The organism is Caldibacillus thermoamylovorans, from assembly GCF_000751775.1.
Lineage (GTDB): Bacteria > Bacillota > Bacilli > Bacillales > Caldibacillaceae > Caldifermentibacillus > Caldifermentibacillus hisashii.
This window is the reverse complement of sequence record NZ_CCRF01000052.1, coordinates 31,081-49,954: the sequence shown is the minus strand read 5'-3', so window position 1 is coordinate 49,954 and position 18,874 is coordinate 31,081. Positions and strand designations below refer to the sequence as shown.

Sequence of the window (18,874 nt, the reverse complement as noted above, 5' to 3'; positions counted from 1 at the left end):
AATAAGATGGGAATGGGGAATGAACCTGTATTGGAATTAGTAAAAGTTCAAAAGACATACGGAGAAAAAGTCGTATTAAACGATATTAACTTACGAGTGAATAAAGGGGAATTCATTGCGATTGTCGGTAGGAGCGGATGTGGAAAAAGTACGCTATTAAGAATTATTGCCGGGCTCGAGCAAATCCAATCAGGAAATATATTCGTAAAAGAGGAAAAGCTTAATGGCAGAAATGGTATGGTAAAAATGATGTTTCAGGATGGCAGGTTGTTACCATGGAAAAAGGTTTATGAAAATATCGGATTAGGTTTGAAAACTACTGAAAAAAGAAATGAAATTATTTCCTTATTAGAAAAGGTTGGATTAAAAGAACATGCAAACAAATGGCCGTCTGCATTATCAGGCGGGCAACAACAAAGGGTTGCATTAGCAAGAGCTCTTATTCATGAACCGGAACTTCTTTTACTTGATGAACCACTTGGAGCACTAGATGCATTGACAAGAATTGAAATGCAGGACTTAATTAGAGATCTATGGATGGAAAAGCAATTGACTGCTATTTTAGTCACCCATGATGTTGAGGAAGCAGTCACTTTGGCCAATCGTGTCATATTAATTGAAGAAGGGCGAATCGTAATGGATCAACCTGTTCAATTACCTTATCCGCGACAAAGGGATCACCCGCAATTCTCTAAATTAGTTAATCAAATTCTAAATAGAATTTTGGGAAAAAGAGAAAATGCTGTATATAATGCAGAACGTACAGTTAACTTATGAAAAATATAAAAGAAAATTAACGTTATCCTAATAATGATTGCCCGGTTCTGCTATAATTTAAGTAGAAGATAGGCGAGAGGTAGGGCGAATTTCGTGAATATCGACAGTTTACGGTTGTTTTGTTTGGTAGTTGAGGAGGGAAGTATTAGTCAAGCGGCACGGTTGAGTGGCTTATCTCAGCCGGCCGTAACAAAACAAATGCATCAATTGGAAAATACGTATGGAACGCTTTTGTTTGATCGGACTGACGGGAAACTAAAATTAACTAGTGCCGGGAAAACCCTGTATCCGTACGCAAAAGAAATTGTAAAAGACTACAACCGTTCAAAAGAAACCATCCAGCAACTCATCGGGAATGACGATAGGAAACTTCATGTTGGTGCATCATTAACGATTGGGGAATATTTTTTACCTAAAATTCTCGGAGTTTTCAAACGAAATCATCCATCCGTAAGATTATTGCTGGAAATCGGAAATACACCGAATATTCTCGAGAAACTTTCTAATGATGTTATTGATATTGCTTTTGTTGAAGGGGTAGTTGAAAACAAACATTTTACAGTGGAAAAATTTGCGGACGATGAACTGATCTTAGTTTGTCCAACCGGCCACCCATGGACGAAAAGACAATATATTGATATTGAAGAATTAGCGAAGGAACATATGATCTGGCGTGAATCAACTTCCGGAACAAGATTAATCGTGGAACAAGCATTGAAAGAATTTGGAGTACTGAATAAAATTCAAAGTTATATGGAGCTCGGCAGTACCCAAGCGATTAAAAGTGCGGTTGAAGCAGGATTAGGAATTAGCATCTTACCGAGAATTACAGTGGAAAAAGAACTGCAACATGATGAACTTGCAGAAGTTAAAATAAAAGACATTCATATTCACAGAAATTTATGGATGGTACAAAAACCGCAGCGCTTTTTAAGGAAAAACGTAGATACATTAATACACTTTTTTTCCAACATACTATAAAACTTAGTGAAAGGAGAGGAAATGCATGGCAGAAATTACCACAGGAATTCTTCAAAATGGTGAGCCGTTTATTGTCAGAACATTGACGGTGGATGATTTAGATACGATGAGTCAATTACAATCAAAAGTAATTGACCATTTACCTTCTCCGGAGTTTTTAGAACATACAAGTAAAGAACAATTCATCGACATTTTCCAAAAAGAGGGAATCATGCTTGGTGTATTTGTCCAAGACCGTCTTGTCGCCTTTCGAATCTTTTCTTCACCGGATTCGCTTGAAGAAAAGATTGCCCTAGAGGTGGGAATCTTGAAAGAAGAATTGCCAATCACGCTCTTTTCGGTAGTTACTAATGTTGATCCGGATTATCGCGGGTCGGGATTACAAAAGTTATTAGGGGAAAAAATAATGGAAACAATTGATCGAAAACGTTTCCGTTATGTTTTATCTACGGTTGCTCCATTCAATATTCCAAGTTTAAAAGATAAATTTTTTCTCGGTTTTTCCATCGTAGATTTAAAAGAGCAATATAACGGAAAACTGCGCTATACATTTTTTAAAGATTTTCAAAAGGAATCGGTTGAATTTGAACTTGTGGATTTTTCCGTCAATATGTCCGATTACGGAAGACAGAAGGAGTTATTCCAGCTCGGATATTTCGGTACGGGAATTTTTTACCAAAATGACGAATGGATGGTACAGTTTGGAGTGAAAAAGAAATAATTTTTTGATGCAAAAAAATAGTCTGTAGGGGCGGTATTCTTACAGACTTTATGTTGAACAATGATTATTCCATCTTTCCGGTACTTATAATATTTACATTAATATCTAAAGTGAATTTCGCCTGTGGATATAAGCTTTCCCATTCTTTATACGTATCACCTGTATGAAGATTTGTTGCTTTATAACGTAAGCCAAATCCAAGTGGGTCAACATTTTGTTTTTGAAAATAAGTTAATAATTCTAAAATCATTTTTTTGGCTATTTTACTTGTTTCTTTCCCATATTCCTTAAGGAGGTTCGATTCCGTATACTTGGATGATTCTTCAAGAATGCCTTGATGGCGAATTTTATAATTTATAATCGGTTGTTTACTATTTTCACGATTAATTTTATAGTAAATACTCGTTGAATCAATAAATACCCCATATTTAAATTTCCCATTTTTTTCTTTTATTTCTGCATTAAATCTTTCTATATTCCCTCGTAAAATATTATATATCATCGTTTGTTGAGGAGTTAACTCGACATACTTTCCGTCTCCGATAACAAGAGCACGATGGATAACACATCTTTTTTCTTTTTTATCAATTTTTATAATCGGTAAAACGGGGTCAATGCCGGTTTCAATTTGCTGTCTCCTGAAATCAAACAAATACATCGGAGTGATATAAGGTGATTGAACCGCTGTTCTGCTAAAGAAATTGAATAACGGTGTTGTGACTGATGATTGTGATTTTGGTTCCATTTTAAGTATATCCTTGGCTCTTTTTTCGGCAATACCAATCCAAGACACTAATTGAATATCTCTTCTCCGATGGAAAAAATCTGTTACATTTCCCAAGTTTCGGTCTAATAAACTTTTACTTACGATAATAATTTTTGTATGAGAAAAATCAATATCCTTATCAATGGTAGCTCTTATTAATGCTAATGCTTCTGATATACTCACGCCCTTTTCTGAAAAAAACGCATATTTTACCCCTTCTTGTTTAATATTCCCGGATGGTATAACTACCTTTATTGTTACTTTATATGGTTTCTTCGTGTCACCGGAATCATCCACTGCAATCGCTAAGACAAACGCTCTATTATCAATGTCACGAAAGGAACATCCTGATAGAAACGAAATACTCAAGAAAAGGATGAAAAGAAAGTGAACAAATCTAAATCGCTTATTCATTATCTTGCTCTCCTTTTTAAATATTGGAAAAGCAGTATCATTGTAAAAAAGAAAAACGGCAACATGTTATTAAATAACTTAGAAAAGGTTATCAACTGATATTCATTAATCACGTTAATCAAATAAATACTAATTATCCAAAACGTTCCAATAATTAACCCGAGTAACCAATTTATCGGTTGGTGAATATTTTTCTTTGTCATTATCAACTTTTTTGCTATTTGAACGACAACATGCCAATGAACAAGAATGCTTAAAAATGTAGTGAAGATGGAAACGGTTAATGCAATATAAAGTACACGCTCGATAATTCCAAGTGGCATTCTAAGCGTATCACTGGCAGTCATCATCGGATAAGGAATCGTATCGATATTTTCATAACCGAGAAGTCCAATAGGAATGAAAAAGCTAACAAACAATGTACCAAGGCAGAGTAATACAGCAATCAGATAATCTTTCCATTTAAACGTAAAGTCATGTTGCTGAAACTGATTGTTAAAAATAATTAAATTTGATACTCCTAAATATACATAGAATGAATTAGCGATCGCTGAGAAACTTGGAAAATGATTGATATGCATGACTGCTTCCTTAACAAAATCAAGTTCAAATTCGCTGCTAGTTAATGCTTTAAGAATAAGAAGAATTAAAAATGGAAAGGTAATCAGTAGCACAATTTCGATCGTGTAAAGTATACTTTTTGTCCGCAAAAGGATGCCGAATGTGATGAACGTCAAAAAGATAATTGTTATGAAAATTGCAGGTGTTTCAGGTGTCAGAAATCTCTTTAGTGTAAAAACAAACGAAATTAACGAGATCAAGCCGGCAAAAAACCACATAATGGAAATAATTCCTAGTATGGTTCTTGTTAACCATTTAGGGAAATATTTTAGGAGCTGGTCAGGCAAGTCCTTTCCCGGTATAGTTTGAAAAAAGTGAATCCATCCAATTAAAAACATAAAACCAAAAAGCGGCGATAGAACAATTGAAAGAAGCGAGCCCTGTTCTCTTAAATCAAGTAAAACTTTATGACCTGCAGAAATACTGTACCATAACATATTGACTATTATGAGATAAAAAACATATCGTTTCATGATTTGACACCTTTTGTTTCAACTTTTTTTCGTTGAACAAATAATTTTAAATATGGCTCACCAAAACTTTCCAAATTGGTTAAATAGAGAACAAATGCTAAAAAAGATAAAATTAAACCGGTAATGCCTGCAGTTGTCCCAAAAAACAATAAAACATAACGAACTATTCGAATCGCAAAACTCATTTCGTTAATTGGGATAGCAAAGGTTGCAATCGCAACGGCAGAGACAATGATAACCATAATATTTGAGGTAAGGGCAGCTTCTGTGGCAGCCGTACCTAAAATTAAACCGCCAACCGTTGTTGCTGTTCCACTGACTGCTCTGGGCAAACGAATACTGGCCTCAGTCAATAATTCCATAAAGACGAGAAGGAATAATACCTCAATAAAAGAAGGAAATGGAACACCGACCCGACTGCCTGCAACAGAAAAGGCCAATTCTGAGCGCAAAACTTCCGGGTTATAGGAGGTAACTGCTACATAAACGCCCGGTAACAGTAAACAAATAAATAAACCAAAATAACGAAGTACCTTTAAAAATTTTGAAACCCCAAACGGTAAATACTTATCATCCATCGATGTCATAAAGTCAAAGAATACGGAAGGTGCAATAATTGCATTAGGGGTTCCGTCTAAAATTAAGACCACTTTTCCGCCAGCGATATTTTGGATGACCCGATCTGATCTTTCTGTTATCATCATAATCGGCATAAATGTCCATTTTTTGTCATTCAAAAGTCGCTGTAATTCTGAACTGGATAAAATAACAGAGTGCTTCAAATTTTTCACTTTCTCTTGTAAATTTTTTAGAACCGAATCGTTGACATTTTCTTGATCATATAATATAGCCAATGTTTGATTATTACTTGTTCCAATTTGATGCGTTTCAATCTTTAATGAAATATTATGATAACGATGTCGAATGATATTTAAATTCGTTTGGATATCTTCACTTAAGCCTAATTCCGGTCCCTGAATTGATGGCTCGATATTTGTTTCCAATACCAAATTAGTTGTTATTTTTTTTAAATCAAGTAAATAATTTTGTTCTTGTATTTGAACAAGTACACTTCCTCTGCTTAATTGCGACAGTACTTTCTCGTTCGTTTCGATTTTGTTATTTTGTGGAAGAGAAGCTATGTAAGAATCAAATAGTTGTATTGAACCCATTTCAAAAAAAGGTTTGATGATATAATTTTGGATTTGGTCATTATCAACGACGGTTTTTAAATAAAGAAGGTGGACTGTTATATTGTCGGTTTGTAATTTTTGATTGATAATATCAAAACTTGGTTCCAGCTTTTCGGCCAATAAGTCAATCAAATTTGTTTGACTCGTAGTTTTTTTCTTTTTGGTTTGCAATCTATCCCTCCTCATTTATAAAGTGACTATCGGTGGGGCAAGCCCTTCTGATAAGTAGTTGAACCAATTGGGCACATACGGGCACTTATCTTCCACCATTGCAACGTAAAATATTTATTAAAGGTAAAAGAGGAAGATTTAATGCCCGTTCGTGCGGGATAAAGTGAAAATTCCATCAGTGGGGGATTCTGCATCTCCCACTGGTAATTAGTTGGACCAATCGGACCTTCACGGGCAGTTGATTCTCTCCCCCATCTTCTTTGTAAACTTGAAAAATTTGAAGTCGAGGTGGAATCTACTGCCCGTAAAGGTGGGACAAAGGGGATGATGGGGATAGTTTATACAAAAATGCACAATTTATACTGAAAATGGGAAACGTGATGGGGAGAATGATTGTCTGGCAAATATAAACTTTGTTAAACATTAAAAGAGAAGGTGTTCCGGCGCACCTTCTTCATTTGCAATTAACATCCGGATTTCTAAACTTGAACACTTTTTACTTTTCTATGATGATGACTAAATACTTTATCTAAGAATGTTGCATAAAGTGATGCCAATATTTGTTGGAAAAGCATGCCGACAACAACTGGCAGGACGACAGCTGACGGAAAATAAGAAAGGGCAATAACAGCACCGGCACTAATATTGCGCATACCACCTAAAAACGTAAAAGCGGTAATTGTTTCATGATCATATTTTAACAATCGACTGATAAGGTAAGCGAAAAAATAACTCGACATTGCGATAAAAAACGCCGTACAGATAATAATAATTAACTTTAAATCAATATTTTTAAAATATGGTGCTACTTCTGAACTGTTTAGCATAACAACTAATCCAAGAAATAGTTTGGAAATGGGGGCGAGTCTCGGCTTCCAAACTGTGCTCATTTTACCATTTGTCATCTGATTAAGTACCATCCCAAAAATGGACGGCAAAACAATCATAAAAAACAATCCCGAAATCATGCTTGAGATATCCATTTCAATATTTTTCCCAACAAAATTAGATAAACTAAGAGGGACGATAAAAGGTGAAAGCAATGAATCAATTAAGATTAGCGCTAACGATAATGCAGTATTCCCTTGTTTCATGGCCGTCCAAATAAAACTCGTGATGGCAGTCGGAATCACCATGCCGAGGATAAGACCGGTAATGGTAAAAATATCGTCGGAAAATACGATATGTCCGACCGACCACGCCCAAAACGGCATAACTATATGAAGAAATAAAAGCAAAATAATAACGGGGAGCGGGTGAAGAACAGCTCCTTTGATGGCTCGAAAATTCATACTGAGACTACCTTCAAAGGTCATAAAAGCAAATAACCAAGGGACAAGAAAAGTATAATCTTGCAGAATACTAGAAAATAAGACGCCTAACACAACACTTGTCGGTGTAATAAACGGCATCATCCGTTCAAGTATACGATTGATTTGTTGTAACATTTGAACCGTCTCCTCATAAAATTTCAGCCTGTCAATGAAGACAATCCGACTAGATACAAAACTAATTATTCCGATTAGATTCAATGAAATTTATTATAACAGTTCAAGTCAAAATTTCAATGGGAAAAGGGACAGTTCTTAATAAATGATAGTATTATTTTCCAACAAGGCTAGCATGGTTGTTGTTTTTAAATAAAGTCGCGATGTTTTATTAAAAATTTGCACCGTTATATCCCTTTGGATATGATTATCTAAAGGGGTGTTTTTATGTCGAAAAGAAAAAGAACATCTGAAATTGAACAGTGGATTAAACAAGGTCGAGGAACGGTATTGGAGTAGATTATAAACTTTGTTTAAAGATCTCATTTTTAACAGGGGAAAAGATATCTAAAACAATGGCAAAAAACATTGGATTCATAAAATCAACAAAAGAAAGATCAAAAAGCAAAAAATGGAGAGATTCTACCATTGCTAAGGCTAAGAAAGCAAGCGTGGACCAATTTCCAAATAGAAAAAGTCAAATTGATATAAGGTATTTTTATAAAAACGAGGTGGGAAAATGTGGATGAAAGTATACTCATTATAGAAGACGAAGTAGGATTAATTAAAATGCTAAAACGATTGTTAGATAAGGAAGGATTTAAAGAGATATACCAAGCAGAGTCGGGTACTGAGGCATTGAAAAGTGTTAAGGAACACAGAATTGATTTGATATTGCTCGATGTCATGCTACCTGATACAAACGGTTTCGATTTATGTCAACAAATTAGAGAAATATCAGATGTTCCCATTATCTTTTTGACTGCACGTACTACCGATATTGACAAATTAACCGGGTTTTCTATGGGTGGTGATGATTATATAACGAAACCTTTTAATCCCCTTGAAGTGGCTGCACGAATCAAGGCCATTCTACACCGTCAAAGGAAAGCAATGACTGGGATGGCAAAGGTGTTTCAAACAGAACGGTTTGCATTGTATTATGACCAAGCAAAGTTAATTGTAGATGGAAAAGAAGTGAATTGTCCAGCCAAGGAGTTTCAATTACTAAAATTCATGTGCCAGCATCCTAATCAGGTTTTTAGAGTAGATTATCTATATGAAAAAGTTTGGGGAGATTATAGTATTGTGGGGAAAGAAAATACGGTTATGGTCCATATTAGTCGCCTGCGTCAAAAAATTGAAAAAGACCCTAAACATCCGGAGTATTTAATCAATGTCAGGGGATTGGGTTACATGCTAAATCATGAAAACCAAAGGAGTCCCCAATGAAATTAGAAACCAAAATTTCATTGATATTAATAATAGTTTTTTTAGCCTTAGGTGCTCTTTTTTTTATAACCGGATTTTCACTCCTTAACCTATTAAACACCCCCTTAGGAATTAATGGCTTGGTGACATATGTTTTATTCCCGCTATTATTCATTGGAATACTTATTCTGACTGGCCTTGTTATCGACCGCCAAATCAGGAAACCTCTTTTCTTTTTTATACGCTGGATTGACCAATTATCACTTGGGGTCTTTAATAAACCTGATACAATAAAGAATTTTTCTTTAAATAAGATAAGGTTTAGTCCGTTTTTGGAACTTAAATCAAAGCTCGATGGTTTAACAGATCAACTAAATGCGGCGGAAAAGGAACGAAAAGAACTTGAAGAAACTAGGAAGAACTGGACTGCGGGTGTGACACATGACTTAAAAACACCGTTATCTTACATAAAAGGTTACGCAGCCATGCTTCGTTCCGAACATAAATGGGATGAAGAGGAAATTAAGGAATTTGCTAAAATTATTGAAGAAAAATCATTATATATGGAGCAATTAATTGATGATTTAAGTGTTGTTTATGAGTTTGAGAAAATGCAAATTCCTTTGAATTTACGTACCATGAATCTTGTCACTTTTGTAAAAAATGTTTTGGAAGATCTTCGTCAGTATCCGACAGCTAATGACTATCCTATTCATTTAAACGTCGAGGATGAAGGCGATATTTTATTATCTTTTGATCAGACTTTATTAAAAAGATCATTAGAAAATTTCATTATGAATGCTATTTATCATAATCCTCCTGAAACAACGATTACTGTTTCCATAAAAACTATAGAAGGTTCCCCTTTAATAGAAATTAAAGATGATGGTATCGGAATGGATGATAAAACAATTCAACAGTTATTTAATCAATATTACAGGGGTACGACGACGGACAAATCCCATCTTGGGTCAGGGTTGGGAATGTCCATTGCCAAACAGTTTATTGAAAAACAAGGGGGGCAGGTTAAAGTCGAAAGTGAGCCGAATAAAGGGACGAAGATAAAAATTTTATTTCCTTGCAAAAATTAAGGTTCTGTTAAGACACCATTTCAATGGTGTTTATTTTTTTACCCTATACTACGTATAGAACTGATTGTTCGCGGTGATACATTCATTACTGAATTGAGAGGAATGAAATAAATGAAAAAAACTTTGTATAAGCAAAAAAAGAAAGCTTTGAACCAAACAATCAAAATGATATTCACTTTGCTGGCAATGTTCGCAATAGATGTCGAATTTGGGAGTGGTGCAAATGTTAATTGAAGCTCAAGACATTTCAGTAGCAATAGGTGGACGGCTTGTACTTGATGGTGAGTCCGTTCGCTGTAAGCCCGGTATTATGACCGCCCTCGTTGGTGCGAGTGGTTCGGGAAAGACCACACTCCTGCATTGCCTCGGATTGTTGCTGCCGGTTGATAAGGGTAGCATCATGATTGACGGGAACGATGTCACGAGGTATAGCATTGCGGCACGACGTCGGTTCTGGCGAGATCACGCAGCATTCGTACTTCAGGATTACGGAATTATCGATGAAGAGTCGGTTGCATTCAATGTCACAATGGAGGCGAGTATCCTTGGACGACGTGTCTCGGGAAACAAAGAACAGATGAAACAATCACTCGAACAGACGGGTCTAAAAGGTAGGGAACATGAGTTGGCCGGACACCTGAGTGGAGGCGAAAAGCAAAGACTTGCTTTGGCTCGTGCCATCTACAAGAATGCTGATGTCCTATTTGTTGATGAGCCAACTGCTTCACTTGATGCAGCTAACCGGCGTAAGGTCATCGAACTGCTTACGGACTTTGCTGTGCGTGGCAGGACGGTCATTGTGTCAACGCATGATTCCGAAATGATTGGTGCATGCAGCGCCATGCATCAGGTCGGTTCCAAAGCTCGTAACATTAACTAAAGAACACAAGGAGGATACTGATGAAATCAACTTCTAAGATAATTATTAGTGTAATTGTTGGTTTGCTAATGGTAGTGGGAGCCTTTGCGTTTCTGAACGGTTGGATAACGGGATCACCAAAAGACACGCACCCTCCTTGCGATCAGCTGCCATCCGTTGCAGAGGCCACTGCTGCTTTGGACAATCACGAAAATTTAGCCAAAGAAATAGAAAAGCTGGGAGATGGGATTAAAGTGGAAGTGGGTAAGCCGTGTCAAGATGATCAGGAACGGGGGCTCATTTTGGTGAGCTATGATTTGAAATCCGAACGTGATGCCATAAGTAACTTACTCTCTCGCAGTGAAGGATTTGGAGTTCCGGTTCATTTGAAGAAGCGCTGACCAGCCTTTCAACTAATAACCTAAAACGTTGTCTCCAGTGCTATTGCATGACTAGTTGCCCAAAATCATTAAACATGGCGCCTGTTATCTACACCACCCATAGCGTTGATATAGCTGCTTGGTTCCTTAATTTATGAAAAGAAGGCGATGACGAGTAGTAGCCAACGGATAAAAGCTTCAAAAAGAAAGAAGGGTGAATGAGTGAGATGAATATGTATAAACGTATCATAGTGGTTGTTTCGGTAGCGTTGTTTACTTTACTTGCACTTTTGGCTGCAATCATTACCGACCTGAATGATCGAGACTTCCCACAAGCTATTGGGAGCGAAAGCAGGCTTAATCTTAGCTTCAACGAATCGGGTTACTCTATCACTGAAGCGTTTTCGAAGTTAGAAGAACTCGATACACGCTTGGACCTTGGACTGGTCAAGATCGCCCCAGATCTTGCAAGTGATGGAGATGGAGAGATTTTTGTTACGCTTAACGATGAAGGTCTGCCTGAAGAATTTACTTGGTTTAACGGCGACAAAGCAGGCAAAATTGTTGGTAAAGATCGGCTTGCCAATTCCTATCCTGATGGATTATACCTTGTGACTGGCAATACTTCCCGTTTAAATGAGTTTGTAGACATTTTGAAAGATGCGGGGGTAGAGGTTAGCCGCAGGGATGCCTCAATCTTGGATAGTCTTGTATTCGTGGTGAAAGAAAGAGGATTTACAACCGTAATTCTTGCATCGATTGCACTGATTTCATCGCTTGTGCTGTTCTGGTTGTCAGTGAGGGCGCGGGGACGCGCCCTTAGGGTTTTAGGCGGGTCTCCGATTGGGCGGATTCAGATGCAGGATCTTACAGAGTTTGGTGTGGCGTTACTCGTTTCGGCGGGAACTGTGGCTATTGTTGCAGCAATCTACGTGGGTATTTTTCATGGCTGGATGTACGTCAGTACCTTCCTCGAAGTTCTGATTAGTCTTCAAGTCGTTGTTATTGCCATATCCATACTTGCTGCACTTATTATGTCAGCCACTACATGGCCGAGTGCTGTTATGTTTGCCACTAGACAACCAGCTGTAAAGAACTTACGATCGGTTGCAATTGTGATCCGGGTGCTAACGTTCGTTTTAGTGGTGGCTACTGCTGCTCCCGCTTGGTCTGCATATAAACACTCATCTGCTAAGGCAACTGAAATGGCACAGTGGAAAAGGCTTGCAGACCAAGTGTCAATTGTGTTCGAAACAGACATTGGCGAAATGGATCAAATGGAGCCAATGATTGGGGAGATGGTAAAGGATGCGGAATCGATTGAAGCAGTAGCACTTTCCTATACTTACACTAAGGAAATGCGGCCATCGGTTGATTTCGGTAGATACTCTGCGGTCTCTTTCGTAAACCAGCGTTGGCTTGACTTAGTCACTACGGGTGCAAAAAAGCCGATTGTAACGCCTGTTTCGCACCACAACATTTCAGAGGAGCTTTTTCAAGAAATTCAAGAAGAAATTGATATTCTGGAACGAGAAGGGCAACCCAAGAATCTAATCGAACAATTACAATTCCTCCAACCGGTCGAGGGATCCCGACTTCCAGTGGCTCAAGGGGGAGGAGGCCAAAGTCTCCACTTTGGAGATGATATCCTGTTCGCTGTCGTTCCTTCGCTGTACGACACCTTTAATGATTCTACCTTGACATCCATGATCTCGAGTAACAACATAGTGTTCACTGGTGTAACTGCTACGAAACAATTATTAGAACGACACAGCCTAGATGTCCATGCGCTACGTGATCGAGGGATCAAAAGCGAACTGGAAGTTATTTACATTGCCGAAGAGGGCATACTACAAGCGCAGTTCGCAGTATACCTTGTGTGGTTGCAGAATCTTTCGCTGATTGCACTGGCGGTTGCTTTCGGTGTTGCTACTGCAATCAGTGCGTTGATTACCGCAACATTACGGGCAAAACGTGACTTCCCATTACGGTTGGCAGGCCGATCTTGGATGCGAATCCTTCAGAGCCGTGTGGTCAAAGAACTGCTTGTGGGAATCATACTTGTGATTATCGTTATCATGATACAAAGACCTAATGCCATAGAAATTGTACTTGTGACTGCGGCATACGGATTGCTTATTGTTCCGCTAAGTCATTTTGTAGCTGCCCGTTGGTGTTTTAATGGAGTTAGTAGACGTCGAATTTGATGTTAAAAAAGATGAACTTAAATGAAATTCCGTGTACTGAAGGGCATATATAGTGGGTGTGGGAGGACGAGTTAATGCCCCTCCTTCTGCTCGATTACAACGATATTTTATCGTAATCAAATAGATATAATCATACATATTAATTGTGATAAAATATTAAATAGCTATTCCATTAACAGGCTCTTTTATGGCATAAAGGTCACTAAAATGATCAAACTTTTTAATAAAACTAAAACTTAAATTTAATAGATAAGAAGCCATTTTGATCAATCTTTTTTCGAAATGGCTTCTTTTTATTTAACCTGAAATGAGGTTCTGCGAGATATTTTGGATCAAACTTTATACATTAACCAACAATGGTGGGACCTATTTTAGTATATAAGTTCACAAAAACAAAACAGGAATGAAATCCATTCCCGTTATAAGTGATTTGTATACGACTACTCACGATTTTAACATTGAAATTAAGATTTTTTCTCCTTTGATTTAATCTATAAAAACACGAATGTTCTTAGCCCTCAACCCTTGTCAAAGGTTATGGACGGATTTTTTGAGCTTGCTTAATACATGTTGTTTTTATATAGCGATGAAAACAATTTTTATAAATACATATTGAATGCTAGGATGTGATAAATTCTCCACCATTTACGTGGATGGTCTGGCCGGTAACAAACCGAGAATCATCGGAAGCTAGAAAAACATAAGCAGGGGCCAGTTCGAACGGTTGTCCTTGCCGATCCATCGGGTTATCCACCAGTGAAACTTGATCTGCTGAAAAACTTGCGGGTATTAGCGGTGTCCAAATTCGACCCGGGGCAACCGCATTTACACGGATTCCTTTTTTTACTAAGTTTCTTGCCAATGCCCGTGTAAAACCGACAATTGCTGCTTTTGTCGCGGTATAATCGATTAATTGATCATTCCCGACATATGCGACAACTGATGCTGTATTAATAATTGAACTTCCGGGTTTTAAATAATTTAATGCTTCCCTCGTTGTATAAAAATGAGAATAGATATTAACTTTGAATGTGTCATCAAATTGTTCATCGGTAATATCAAGAAGGCTTAATTGTTGAAATTGGATACCAACATGATTACAAAGAATATCGAGTTTACCAAAAGTTTGTACCGTTTGTTGGACGATGTGAACACATTGTTGCTTGTCTCGTAAATCCCCCGGGAGTAAAAGGGCACGTCGGCCAAGTTCTTCAATTCGCTGTTTCGTACGATTCGCATCTTCATGTTCATCTAAATAACTAATGGCAACATCTGCACCTTCTTTTGCAAAACCGATCGCAACCGCTGCACCGATTCCACTATCTCCACCGGTAATAAGGGCTACTTTTCCTTCCAGTTTTCCACTTCCATGTTCATTCGGATTTTCAATAATCGGGCGAGGAACCATTAAGCTCTCTACCCCCGGTTGGCGGTATTGACGCTGTTCAGGAACTGTTAAGGGAACATCTTGGAAACGGGTAATCTTCCCATAGTTTGGTAGTTGAGGATAATTTGATTGTTGATCTTTAAACATGGCAACCTCCTTAAAATTTTTTCAGGTTACTATATGTATTTGTCCGGGCTGTTGTGCCATTGTATGGTGTTCGGACGAGATACATGATTTGAAACGAGAACATATTTTAGAAAAAATGATAAGGGAGGAGGTGAATATGTTGGTCTATTTCAATCCGAATGTCCATTTACTTTTGCTTACGGAAAGCTTTGGAAAGGTACGAGTGTTATATAATGATAATCCACGCGCCTTTCAATTACCAAGTATTGGAGTCCGTCCCCCTTATTACACAAATCCAAGATATGAAGCATATTATCCGATCTTGTAAAAATTGGAAATCTCGAAAAGGATAAAAAGGGACATTGCCTCTATGGGACATTTCTTCTGATTTTCCAGCATGCTTTGTCCCATAGCACGGGCCTATGAGACATTTTTTCTTGATTTTCAATTCATTTTGTTCCACAGTCCCCCATGTAGCGCTAGGCTACACCACAGGAAGATGGTTTTTTCATGGTAGCCTAATTGTTCCATACGTCCATAACACCTATCTGCTTTAAACAAAATTTTAAGGAGGAGGGCATATAATCTTGTTGCTCCGAAAACATGTAAAACTGCCAACCTGCCCAAAATTTTTTATTTATTTGTGCCCAAATGACTGACGGTTGAATATAGAATAAATAGGCAATTGAAGATACTCGCCCAGATGAAGTACATCCTACATGATTGTTCCGGGAAGGAGGGTTACATCATTTTCGCGTTGCTTATTAGACGAATCGGTGGAGTTGTATCTATAGCTTTCGGAATTTTCGCGACCCTGGAAGCATCCAGGCTTTATACTTATGGCACAGGCATACTGATTGGTGATCATGCCTTTCCTGCAATAATAGGAATCATCCTCATTGTTACAGGATTGTTCTACCTTTGCTTACCTTACAAAGAAGAAAAAGTGGTCATGCCAAATCATAAACAATTAAAAACAATGATTTATACAATTGGGATATTATGTCTGTATTGTTTCAGTATGAACTACCTCGGCTATTTTGTTACCACATTTATAGCCTTTCTTTTATTACTTAAAGTAATCGGTAACTACCGATGGGTATGGACAATGGCCTTTGCCTTAATTTTTACAGCAGTTATGTACTACTTGTTTATCACCTTATTAAAAACACCATTACCTATTACGCCAATATTATCAATTTAAAAAGGGGGATCTCATACTTGGATTCAATCATGTATTTGCTTAACGGATTAGGTGCTGTGTTGACCCCTTTCAATTTATTCATCGTTGTGGTCGGCTCCTTTCCTTGCACTTTCGTCGGTGTGTTACCAGGACTCGGTCCGACTTCTGCAATTGCCATTTTACTACCAATGACAACGATCCTTGAACCGGTGCAAGGGATTATGATGATGGCCGGAATTTATTACGGGGCAATGTACGGGGGTTCGACAACAGCCATTTTAATGAATATCCCCGGTGAATCGTCATCGGTTCCGGCAACACTGGACGGATATCCGCTGGCAAAGCAGGGAAGAGGCGGTGCAGCGCTTGGGATTGCTGCGATTGGCTCTTTTTTTGCCGGAATACTGGGTCTCGTCGGACTTGTATTGTTTGCCCCAATTTTAGCAGATCAAGCTTTGAAATTCGGCCCACCCGAATATTTTGTTTTAATGCTTATGGCTTTGTTCATTTTATTTAACATTTCCGGTTATTCGTTTATAAAATCATTGATTATGGGGGCTTGCGGCTTTCTTGTTTCGTTTGTCGGAATTGGTTTATCTTCGGGTGTGGCACGATTTGACTTTGGTCTTCCGGTTTTGGTTGGGGGTTTTGAAATGATCAGCATTATTATTGGTTTATTTGCGATAACCGAAGTGCTGAAGGGAATTGAAGAGAGTCGGATAAAAATTAAGCAGCAAAAAATTAAAAAAGTTTTCCCGACCAAGGAAGACTTGAAAAATAGCAAAATGCCAATTTTACGTGGAAGCCTGCTTGGATTTTTTCTCGGAATTTTGCCTGGTTTTTCGGCAACCATTACATCTTTTCTTTCTTATGATATTGAGAAAAAAGTTTCCAAACATCCGGAAAAATTTGGTCATGGGGCGATTGAAGGGGTAGCCGGCCCGGAATCGGCAAACAATGCGACAAGTTCCGGGGGCTTTATTCCACTCCTTTCACTGGGGATTCCTTCTTCTCCACCACTGGCAGTTTTACTTGCAGCCTTCATGATTTACGGCTTAACCCCGGGACCAATCCTTTTTGAGCAAAACAGTGAGTTTGTTTGGACGGTTATTGCAAGTATGTTTATCGGAAATGTCATTCTTTTAATCTTAAATCTGCCGCTTGTCGGAGTTTGGGCAAAACTAACCGATGTCCCGTTTGGAATCTTGGCACCGATTATTTTAATGATAAGTCTACTTGGTGCATTTTCAGTACGCAATAGTTTATTTGACTGTTTTGTTGCGATTGTTTTTGGCGTTCTCGGTTACTTGTTCCATAAATTCAATTGGCCGATTATTCCTTTCATCTTATGTTTAGTTTTAGGACCAAAAATGGAAATATCATTTATTCAGTCTTTGGAAATATCGTCAGGGAACCTACTTATTTTTGTGGAAAGACCGATCTCACTCGGTTTATTATTAAGCTCAATCATTATCCTTATGATTTCCATCTTATTTACCAAAAGAACAAAAAGAAGAATGATTCAAGAAACCGGTGAATCACAAGATATGTCATAAGTTATCCAAGTTTGTTGATCTCGATAAAAAATAAATGTGAAATTGTATTGAAAAAAGGAATAGAGGAGAAGTGAATATGAAAAAATTAATCCCTATTTTATTCATGAATATTATTGTGATTTTTACAATTTTAGCAGGATGCTCGGTCCAAAACAACACAACAGAATCAAACGCAGCGAAGACAAAGGGAACCAGTTCGGGTAATTATCCAAACCGGCAAATTGAATTAGTCGTTCCATTTGCGGCAGGTGGCGGCGTGGATTTGGCTACCCGTGCCGTTGCCGATTATTTAAGTAAAGAGTGGGGGCAACCGGTTGTCGTTGTCAATAAAACGGGAGGCGGAGGAATTGTTGGTGCCCAATATGCCCTGTTGGAATCGAAACCGGATGGCTATACTGTACTCATGAACAACAATTCTTCTACAACCATGTATGAAGCTGGGACTACTCAGCCTATATTAACAGCTAAAAGCCATCAGTTTGCTGCACGTGTCGCCGAATCACCGTTAGTTTATGCAGAAAAAAGGACGCACCCTGGAAGGATTTAAAAGAATTTACCGAGTGGGTAAAAGAAAACCCGGAACAACTCACATGGGCGAGCGTCGGTCCGGCCGGTTTTTCCAGCTTTGGTGTTGCAGAATGGCTGGATTCAGTTGGGGTTGACTATACAAAAACGCAAATGGTCTCCAGTGAAGGGGCCAGTGATTCAGCTGCTAAAGTAGCAGGTGGTCATGTTATTTTGGCCGTCCACAACGCAGGGGAAGTGTATTCCCTTGTTGAATCGGGGAAATTGAAAGTGTTAGCTGTTCAAGGTTCAGAACGAAGCACGCTTTATCCGGATGTACCGACAACAGAAGAACTCGGCTTCCCAAACTTATCGGTCAGCTGGTGGACCGGGATTTCTTTACCAAAAGATACACCGAAAGATATTGTAAAAAAATGGGAAGCAGCAATTGAAAAAATGCAACAAGATAAACAGTTCCAAGCTCAGCTCGAAAAAATATATTTACAACCGGGTTACCTAAACAGTTCCGATTTTACAAAAAAAGTACAAGAAGAAGTGGAATGGTATACAGAACTGGCAGAGAAAACCGGGATTAGAAAATAAAGAAAAAGAAAGTTAAATGGATTTGGGAACAATTTCAAAAACTAGGAATTAACCTCAATAAACCTGCCACTATTTGCAGACCGTTTCTTTATTAGCAACAAAATTCCCCGAAAATAGGAAAAAACTTAATAAGGTCATAAACATAAAGAAAAACCGGCCAGA

General features: G+C 38.0%; 16 protein-coding genes and 1 pseudogene. 12 read left to right on the top strand and 5 right to left on the bottom strand.

Annotated elements, in window-relative coordinates:
* Positions 1 to 6 precede the first annotated feature (6 nt).
* The 3 genes from BT1A1_RS08940 to BT1A1_RS08930 all read left to right on the top strand — a co-directional run bounded on the left by BT1A1_RS08940 (position 7) and on the right by BT1A1_RS08930 (position 2,479).
* A complete protein-coding gene (locus BT1A1_RS08940) occupies positions 7 to 777 on the top strand; it encodes an ABC transporter ATP-binding protein (protein WP_034770261.1) in 771 nt (256 codons plus the stop codon).
* A gap of 93 nt (positions 778 to 870) precedes the next feature.
* Positions 871 to 1,758 (top strand): LysR family transcriptional regulator, encoded by an 888-nt coding sequence (locus tag BT1A1_RS08935; protein ID WP_034770258.1) that lies wholly within the window; start codon positions 871 to 873, stop codon positions 1,756 to 1,758.
* A gap of 25 nt (positions 1,759 to 1,783) precedes the next feature.
* Positions 1,784 to 2,479: a hypothetical protein gene (locus BT1A1_RS08930; RefSeq protein WP_034770257.1), complete on the top strand. Its 696-nt coding sequence runs from the start codon at positions 1,784 to 1,786 to the stop codon at positions 2,477 to 2,479.
* A 64-nt stretch (positions 2,480 to 2,543) separates the two neighbouring features.
* Here the strand turns inward: BT1A1_RS08930 and BT1A1_RS08925 are convergent, their stop codons facing one another.
* The 4 genes from BT1A1_RS08925 to BT1A1_RS08910 form a co-directional block, all read right to left on the bottom strand.
* Positions 2,544 to 3,659: a Ger(x)C family spore germination protein gene (locus BT1A1_RS08925; protein ID WP_034770255.1), complete on the bottom strand. Its 1,116-nt coding sequence runs from the start codon at positions 3,657 to 3,659 to the stop codon at positions 2,544 to 2,546.
* The gene (locus BT1A1_RS08920) at positions 3,659 to 4,753 is read right to left on the bottom strand and encodes a GerAB/ArcD/ProY family transporter (RefSeq protein ID WP_034770253.1); all 1,095 of its coding nucleotides are present in this window, start codon (positions 4,751 to 4,753) and stop codon (positions 3,659 to 3,661) included. Before BT1A1_RS08920 ends, BT1A1_RS08925 begins: the two co-directional genes overlap by 1 nt.
* Positions 4,750 to 6,117 (bottom strand): spore germination protein, encoded by a 1,368-nt coding sequence (locus tag BT1A1_RS08915; RefSeq protein ID WP_034770251.1) that lies wholly within the window; start codon positions 6,115 to 6,117, stop codon positions 4,750 to 4,752. Before BT1A1_RS08915 ends, BT1A1_RS08920 begins: the two co-directional genes overlap by 4 nt.
* A 479-nt stretch (positions 6,118 to 6,596) precedes the next feature.
* A complete protein-coding gene (locus BT1A1_RS08910) occupies positions 6,597 to 7,565 on the bottom strand; it encodes a bile acid:sodium symporter family protein (protein WP_034770248.1) in 969 nt (322 codons plus the stop codon).
* Positions 7,566 to 8,126: 561 nt separating this feature from the next.
* On the opposite strand from BT1A1_RS08910, the gene BT1A1_RS08905 reads away from it, so the two are divergent.
* The 5 genes from BT1A1_RS08905 (at position 8,127) to BT1A1_RS08885 (ending at position 13,353) form a co-directional block, all read left to right on the top strand.
* Complete coding sequence (locus BT1A1_RS08905; RefSeq protein ID WP_034770246.1) at positions 8,127 to 8,837, top strand: response regulator transcription factor; 711 nt, start codon at positions 8,127 to 8,129, stop codon at positions 8,835 to 8,837.
* Positions 8,838 to 8,959: 122 nt separating this feature from the next.
* Positions 8,960 to 9,907 carry a sensor histidine kinase gene (locus tag BT1A1_RS08900; protein ID WP_227091813.1) on the top strand — a complete coding sequence of 316 codons (948 nt, stop codon included), beginning with the start codon at positions 8,960 to 8,962 and terminating at the stop codon, positions 9,905 to 9,907.
* A gap of 223 nt (positions 9,908 to 10,130) precedes the next feature.
* Positions 10,131 to 10,787 carry an ABC transporter ATP-binding protein gene (locus BT1A1_RS08895; protein WP_034770243.1) on the top strand — a complete coding sequence of 219 codons (657 nt, stop codon included), beginning with the start codon at positions 10,131 to 10,133 and terminating at the stop codon, positions 10,785 to 10,787.
* 20 nt (positions 10,788 to 10,807) lie between these two features.
* Positions 10,808 to 11,167, top strand: a complete 360-nt coding sequence (locus tag BT1A1_RS08890) for a hypothetical protein (protein ID WP_034770240.1) — start codon at positions 10,808 to 10,810, stop codon at positions 11,165 to 11,167.
* A gap of 197 nt (positions 11,168 to 11,364) precedes the next feature.
* Positions 11,365 to 13,353, top strand: coding sequence for a hypothetical protein (locus BT1A1_RS08885; RefSeq protein WP_231553321.1), 1,989 nt, complete (start codon positions 11,365 to 11,367; stop codon positions 13,351 to 13,353).
* 619 nt (positions 13,354 to 13,972) lie between these two features.
* On the opposite strand, the gene BT1A1_RS08880 is transcribed toward BT1A1_RS08885, so the two are convergent.
* A complete protein-coding gene (locus tag BT1A1_RS08880; protein WP_034770237.1) occupies positions 13,973 to 14,887 on the bottom strand; it encodes an SDR family oxidoreductase in 915 nt (304 codons plus the stop codon).
* 136 nt (positions 14,888 to 15,023) lie between these two features.
* On the opposite strand from BT1A1_RS08880, the gene BT1A1_RS19070 reads away from it, so the two are divergent.
* The 4 genes and pseudogenes from BT1A1_RS19070 to BT1A1_RS19665 all read left to right on the top strand — a co-directional run bounded on the left by BT1A1_RS19070 (position 15,024) and on the right by BT1A1_RS19665 (position 18,712).
* The gene (locus tag BT1A1_RS19070) at positions 15,024 to 15,194 is read left to right on the top strand and encodes a hypothetical protein (RefSeq protein WP_162835728.1); all 171 of its coding nucleotides are present in this window, start codon (positions 15,024 to 15,026) and stop codon (positions 15,192 to 15,194) included.
* A 375-nt stretch (positions 15,195 to 15,569) separates the two neighbouring features.
* Positions 15,570 to 16,070: a tripartite tricarboxylate transporter TctB family protein gene (locus BT1A1_RS08875; RefSeq protein ID WP_081912320.1), complete on the top strand. Its 501-nt coding sequence runs from the start codon at positions 15,570 to 15,572 to the stop codon at positions 16,068 to 16,070.
* A gap of 29 nt (positions 16,071 to 16,099) precedes the next feature.
* Positions 16,100 to 17,605 (top strand): tripartite tricarboxylate transporter permease, encoded by a 1,506-nt coding sequence (locus BT1A1_RS08870; RefSeq protein ID WP_197057089.1) that lies wholly within the window; start codon positions 16,100 to 16,102, stop codon positions 17,603 to 17,605.
* A 76-nt stretch (positions 17,606 to 17,681) separates the two neighbouring features.
* Positions 17,682 to 18,712: pseudogene (locus BT1A1_RS19665) on the top strand (tripartite tricarboxylate transporter substrate binding protein).
* Positions 18,713 to 18,874: the final 162 nt, after the last annotated feature.

Excerpts from the sequence above, each read along its gene's own strand:
- BT1A1_RS08940 (WP_034770261.1), top strand. The coding sequence starts at position 7 with ATGGGAATGGGGAATGAACCTGTATTGGAATTAGTAAAAGTTCAAAAG.
- BT1A1_RS08930 (WP_034770257.1), top strand. The coding sequence starts at position 1,784 with ATGGCAGAAATTACCACAGGAATTCTTCAAAATGGTGAGCCGTTTATT.
- BT1A1_RS08925 (WP_034770255.1), bottom strand. The coding sequence starts at position 3,659 with ATGAATAAGCGATTTAGATTTGTTCACTTTCTTTTCATCCTTTTCTTG.
- BT1A1_RS08920 (WP_034770253.1), bottom strand. The coding sequence starts at position 4,753 with ATGAAACGATATGTTTTTTATCTCATAATAGTCAATATGTTATGGTAC.
- BT1A1_RS08910 (WP_034770248.1), bottom strand. The coding sequence starts at position 7,565 with ATGTTACAACAAATCAATCGTATACTTGAACGGATGATGCCGTTTATT.
- BT1A1_RS08895 (WP_034770243.1), top strand. The coding sequence starts at position 10,131 with ATGTTAATTGAAGCTCAAGACATTTCAGTAGCAATAGGTGGACGGCTT.
- BT1A1_RS08890 (WP_034770240.1), top strand. The coding sequence starts at position 10,808 with ATGAAATCAACTTCTAAGATAATTATTAGTGTAATTGTTGGTTTGCTA.
- BT1A1_RS08885 (WP_231553321.1), top strand. The coding sequence starts at position 11,365 with ATGAGTGAGATGAATATGTATAAACGTATCATAGTGGTTGTTTCGGTA.
- BT1A1_RS08880 (WP_034770237.1), bottom strand. The coding sequence starts at position 14,887 with ATGTTTAAAGATCAACAATCAAATTATCCTCAACTACCAAACTATGGG.
- BT1A1_RS19070 (WP_162835728.1), top strand. The coding sequence starts at position 15,024 with ATGTTGGTCTATTTCAATCCGAATGTCCATTTACTTTTGCTTACGGAA.
- BT1A1_RS08875 (WP_081912320.1), top strand. The coding sequence starts at position 15,570 with ATGAAGTACATCCTACATGATTGTTCCGGGAAGGAGGGTTACATCATT.
- BT1A1_RS08870 (WP_197057089.1), top strand. The coding sequence starts at position 16,100 with ATGTATTTGCTTAACGGATTAGGTGCTGTGTTGACCCCTTTCAATTTA.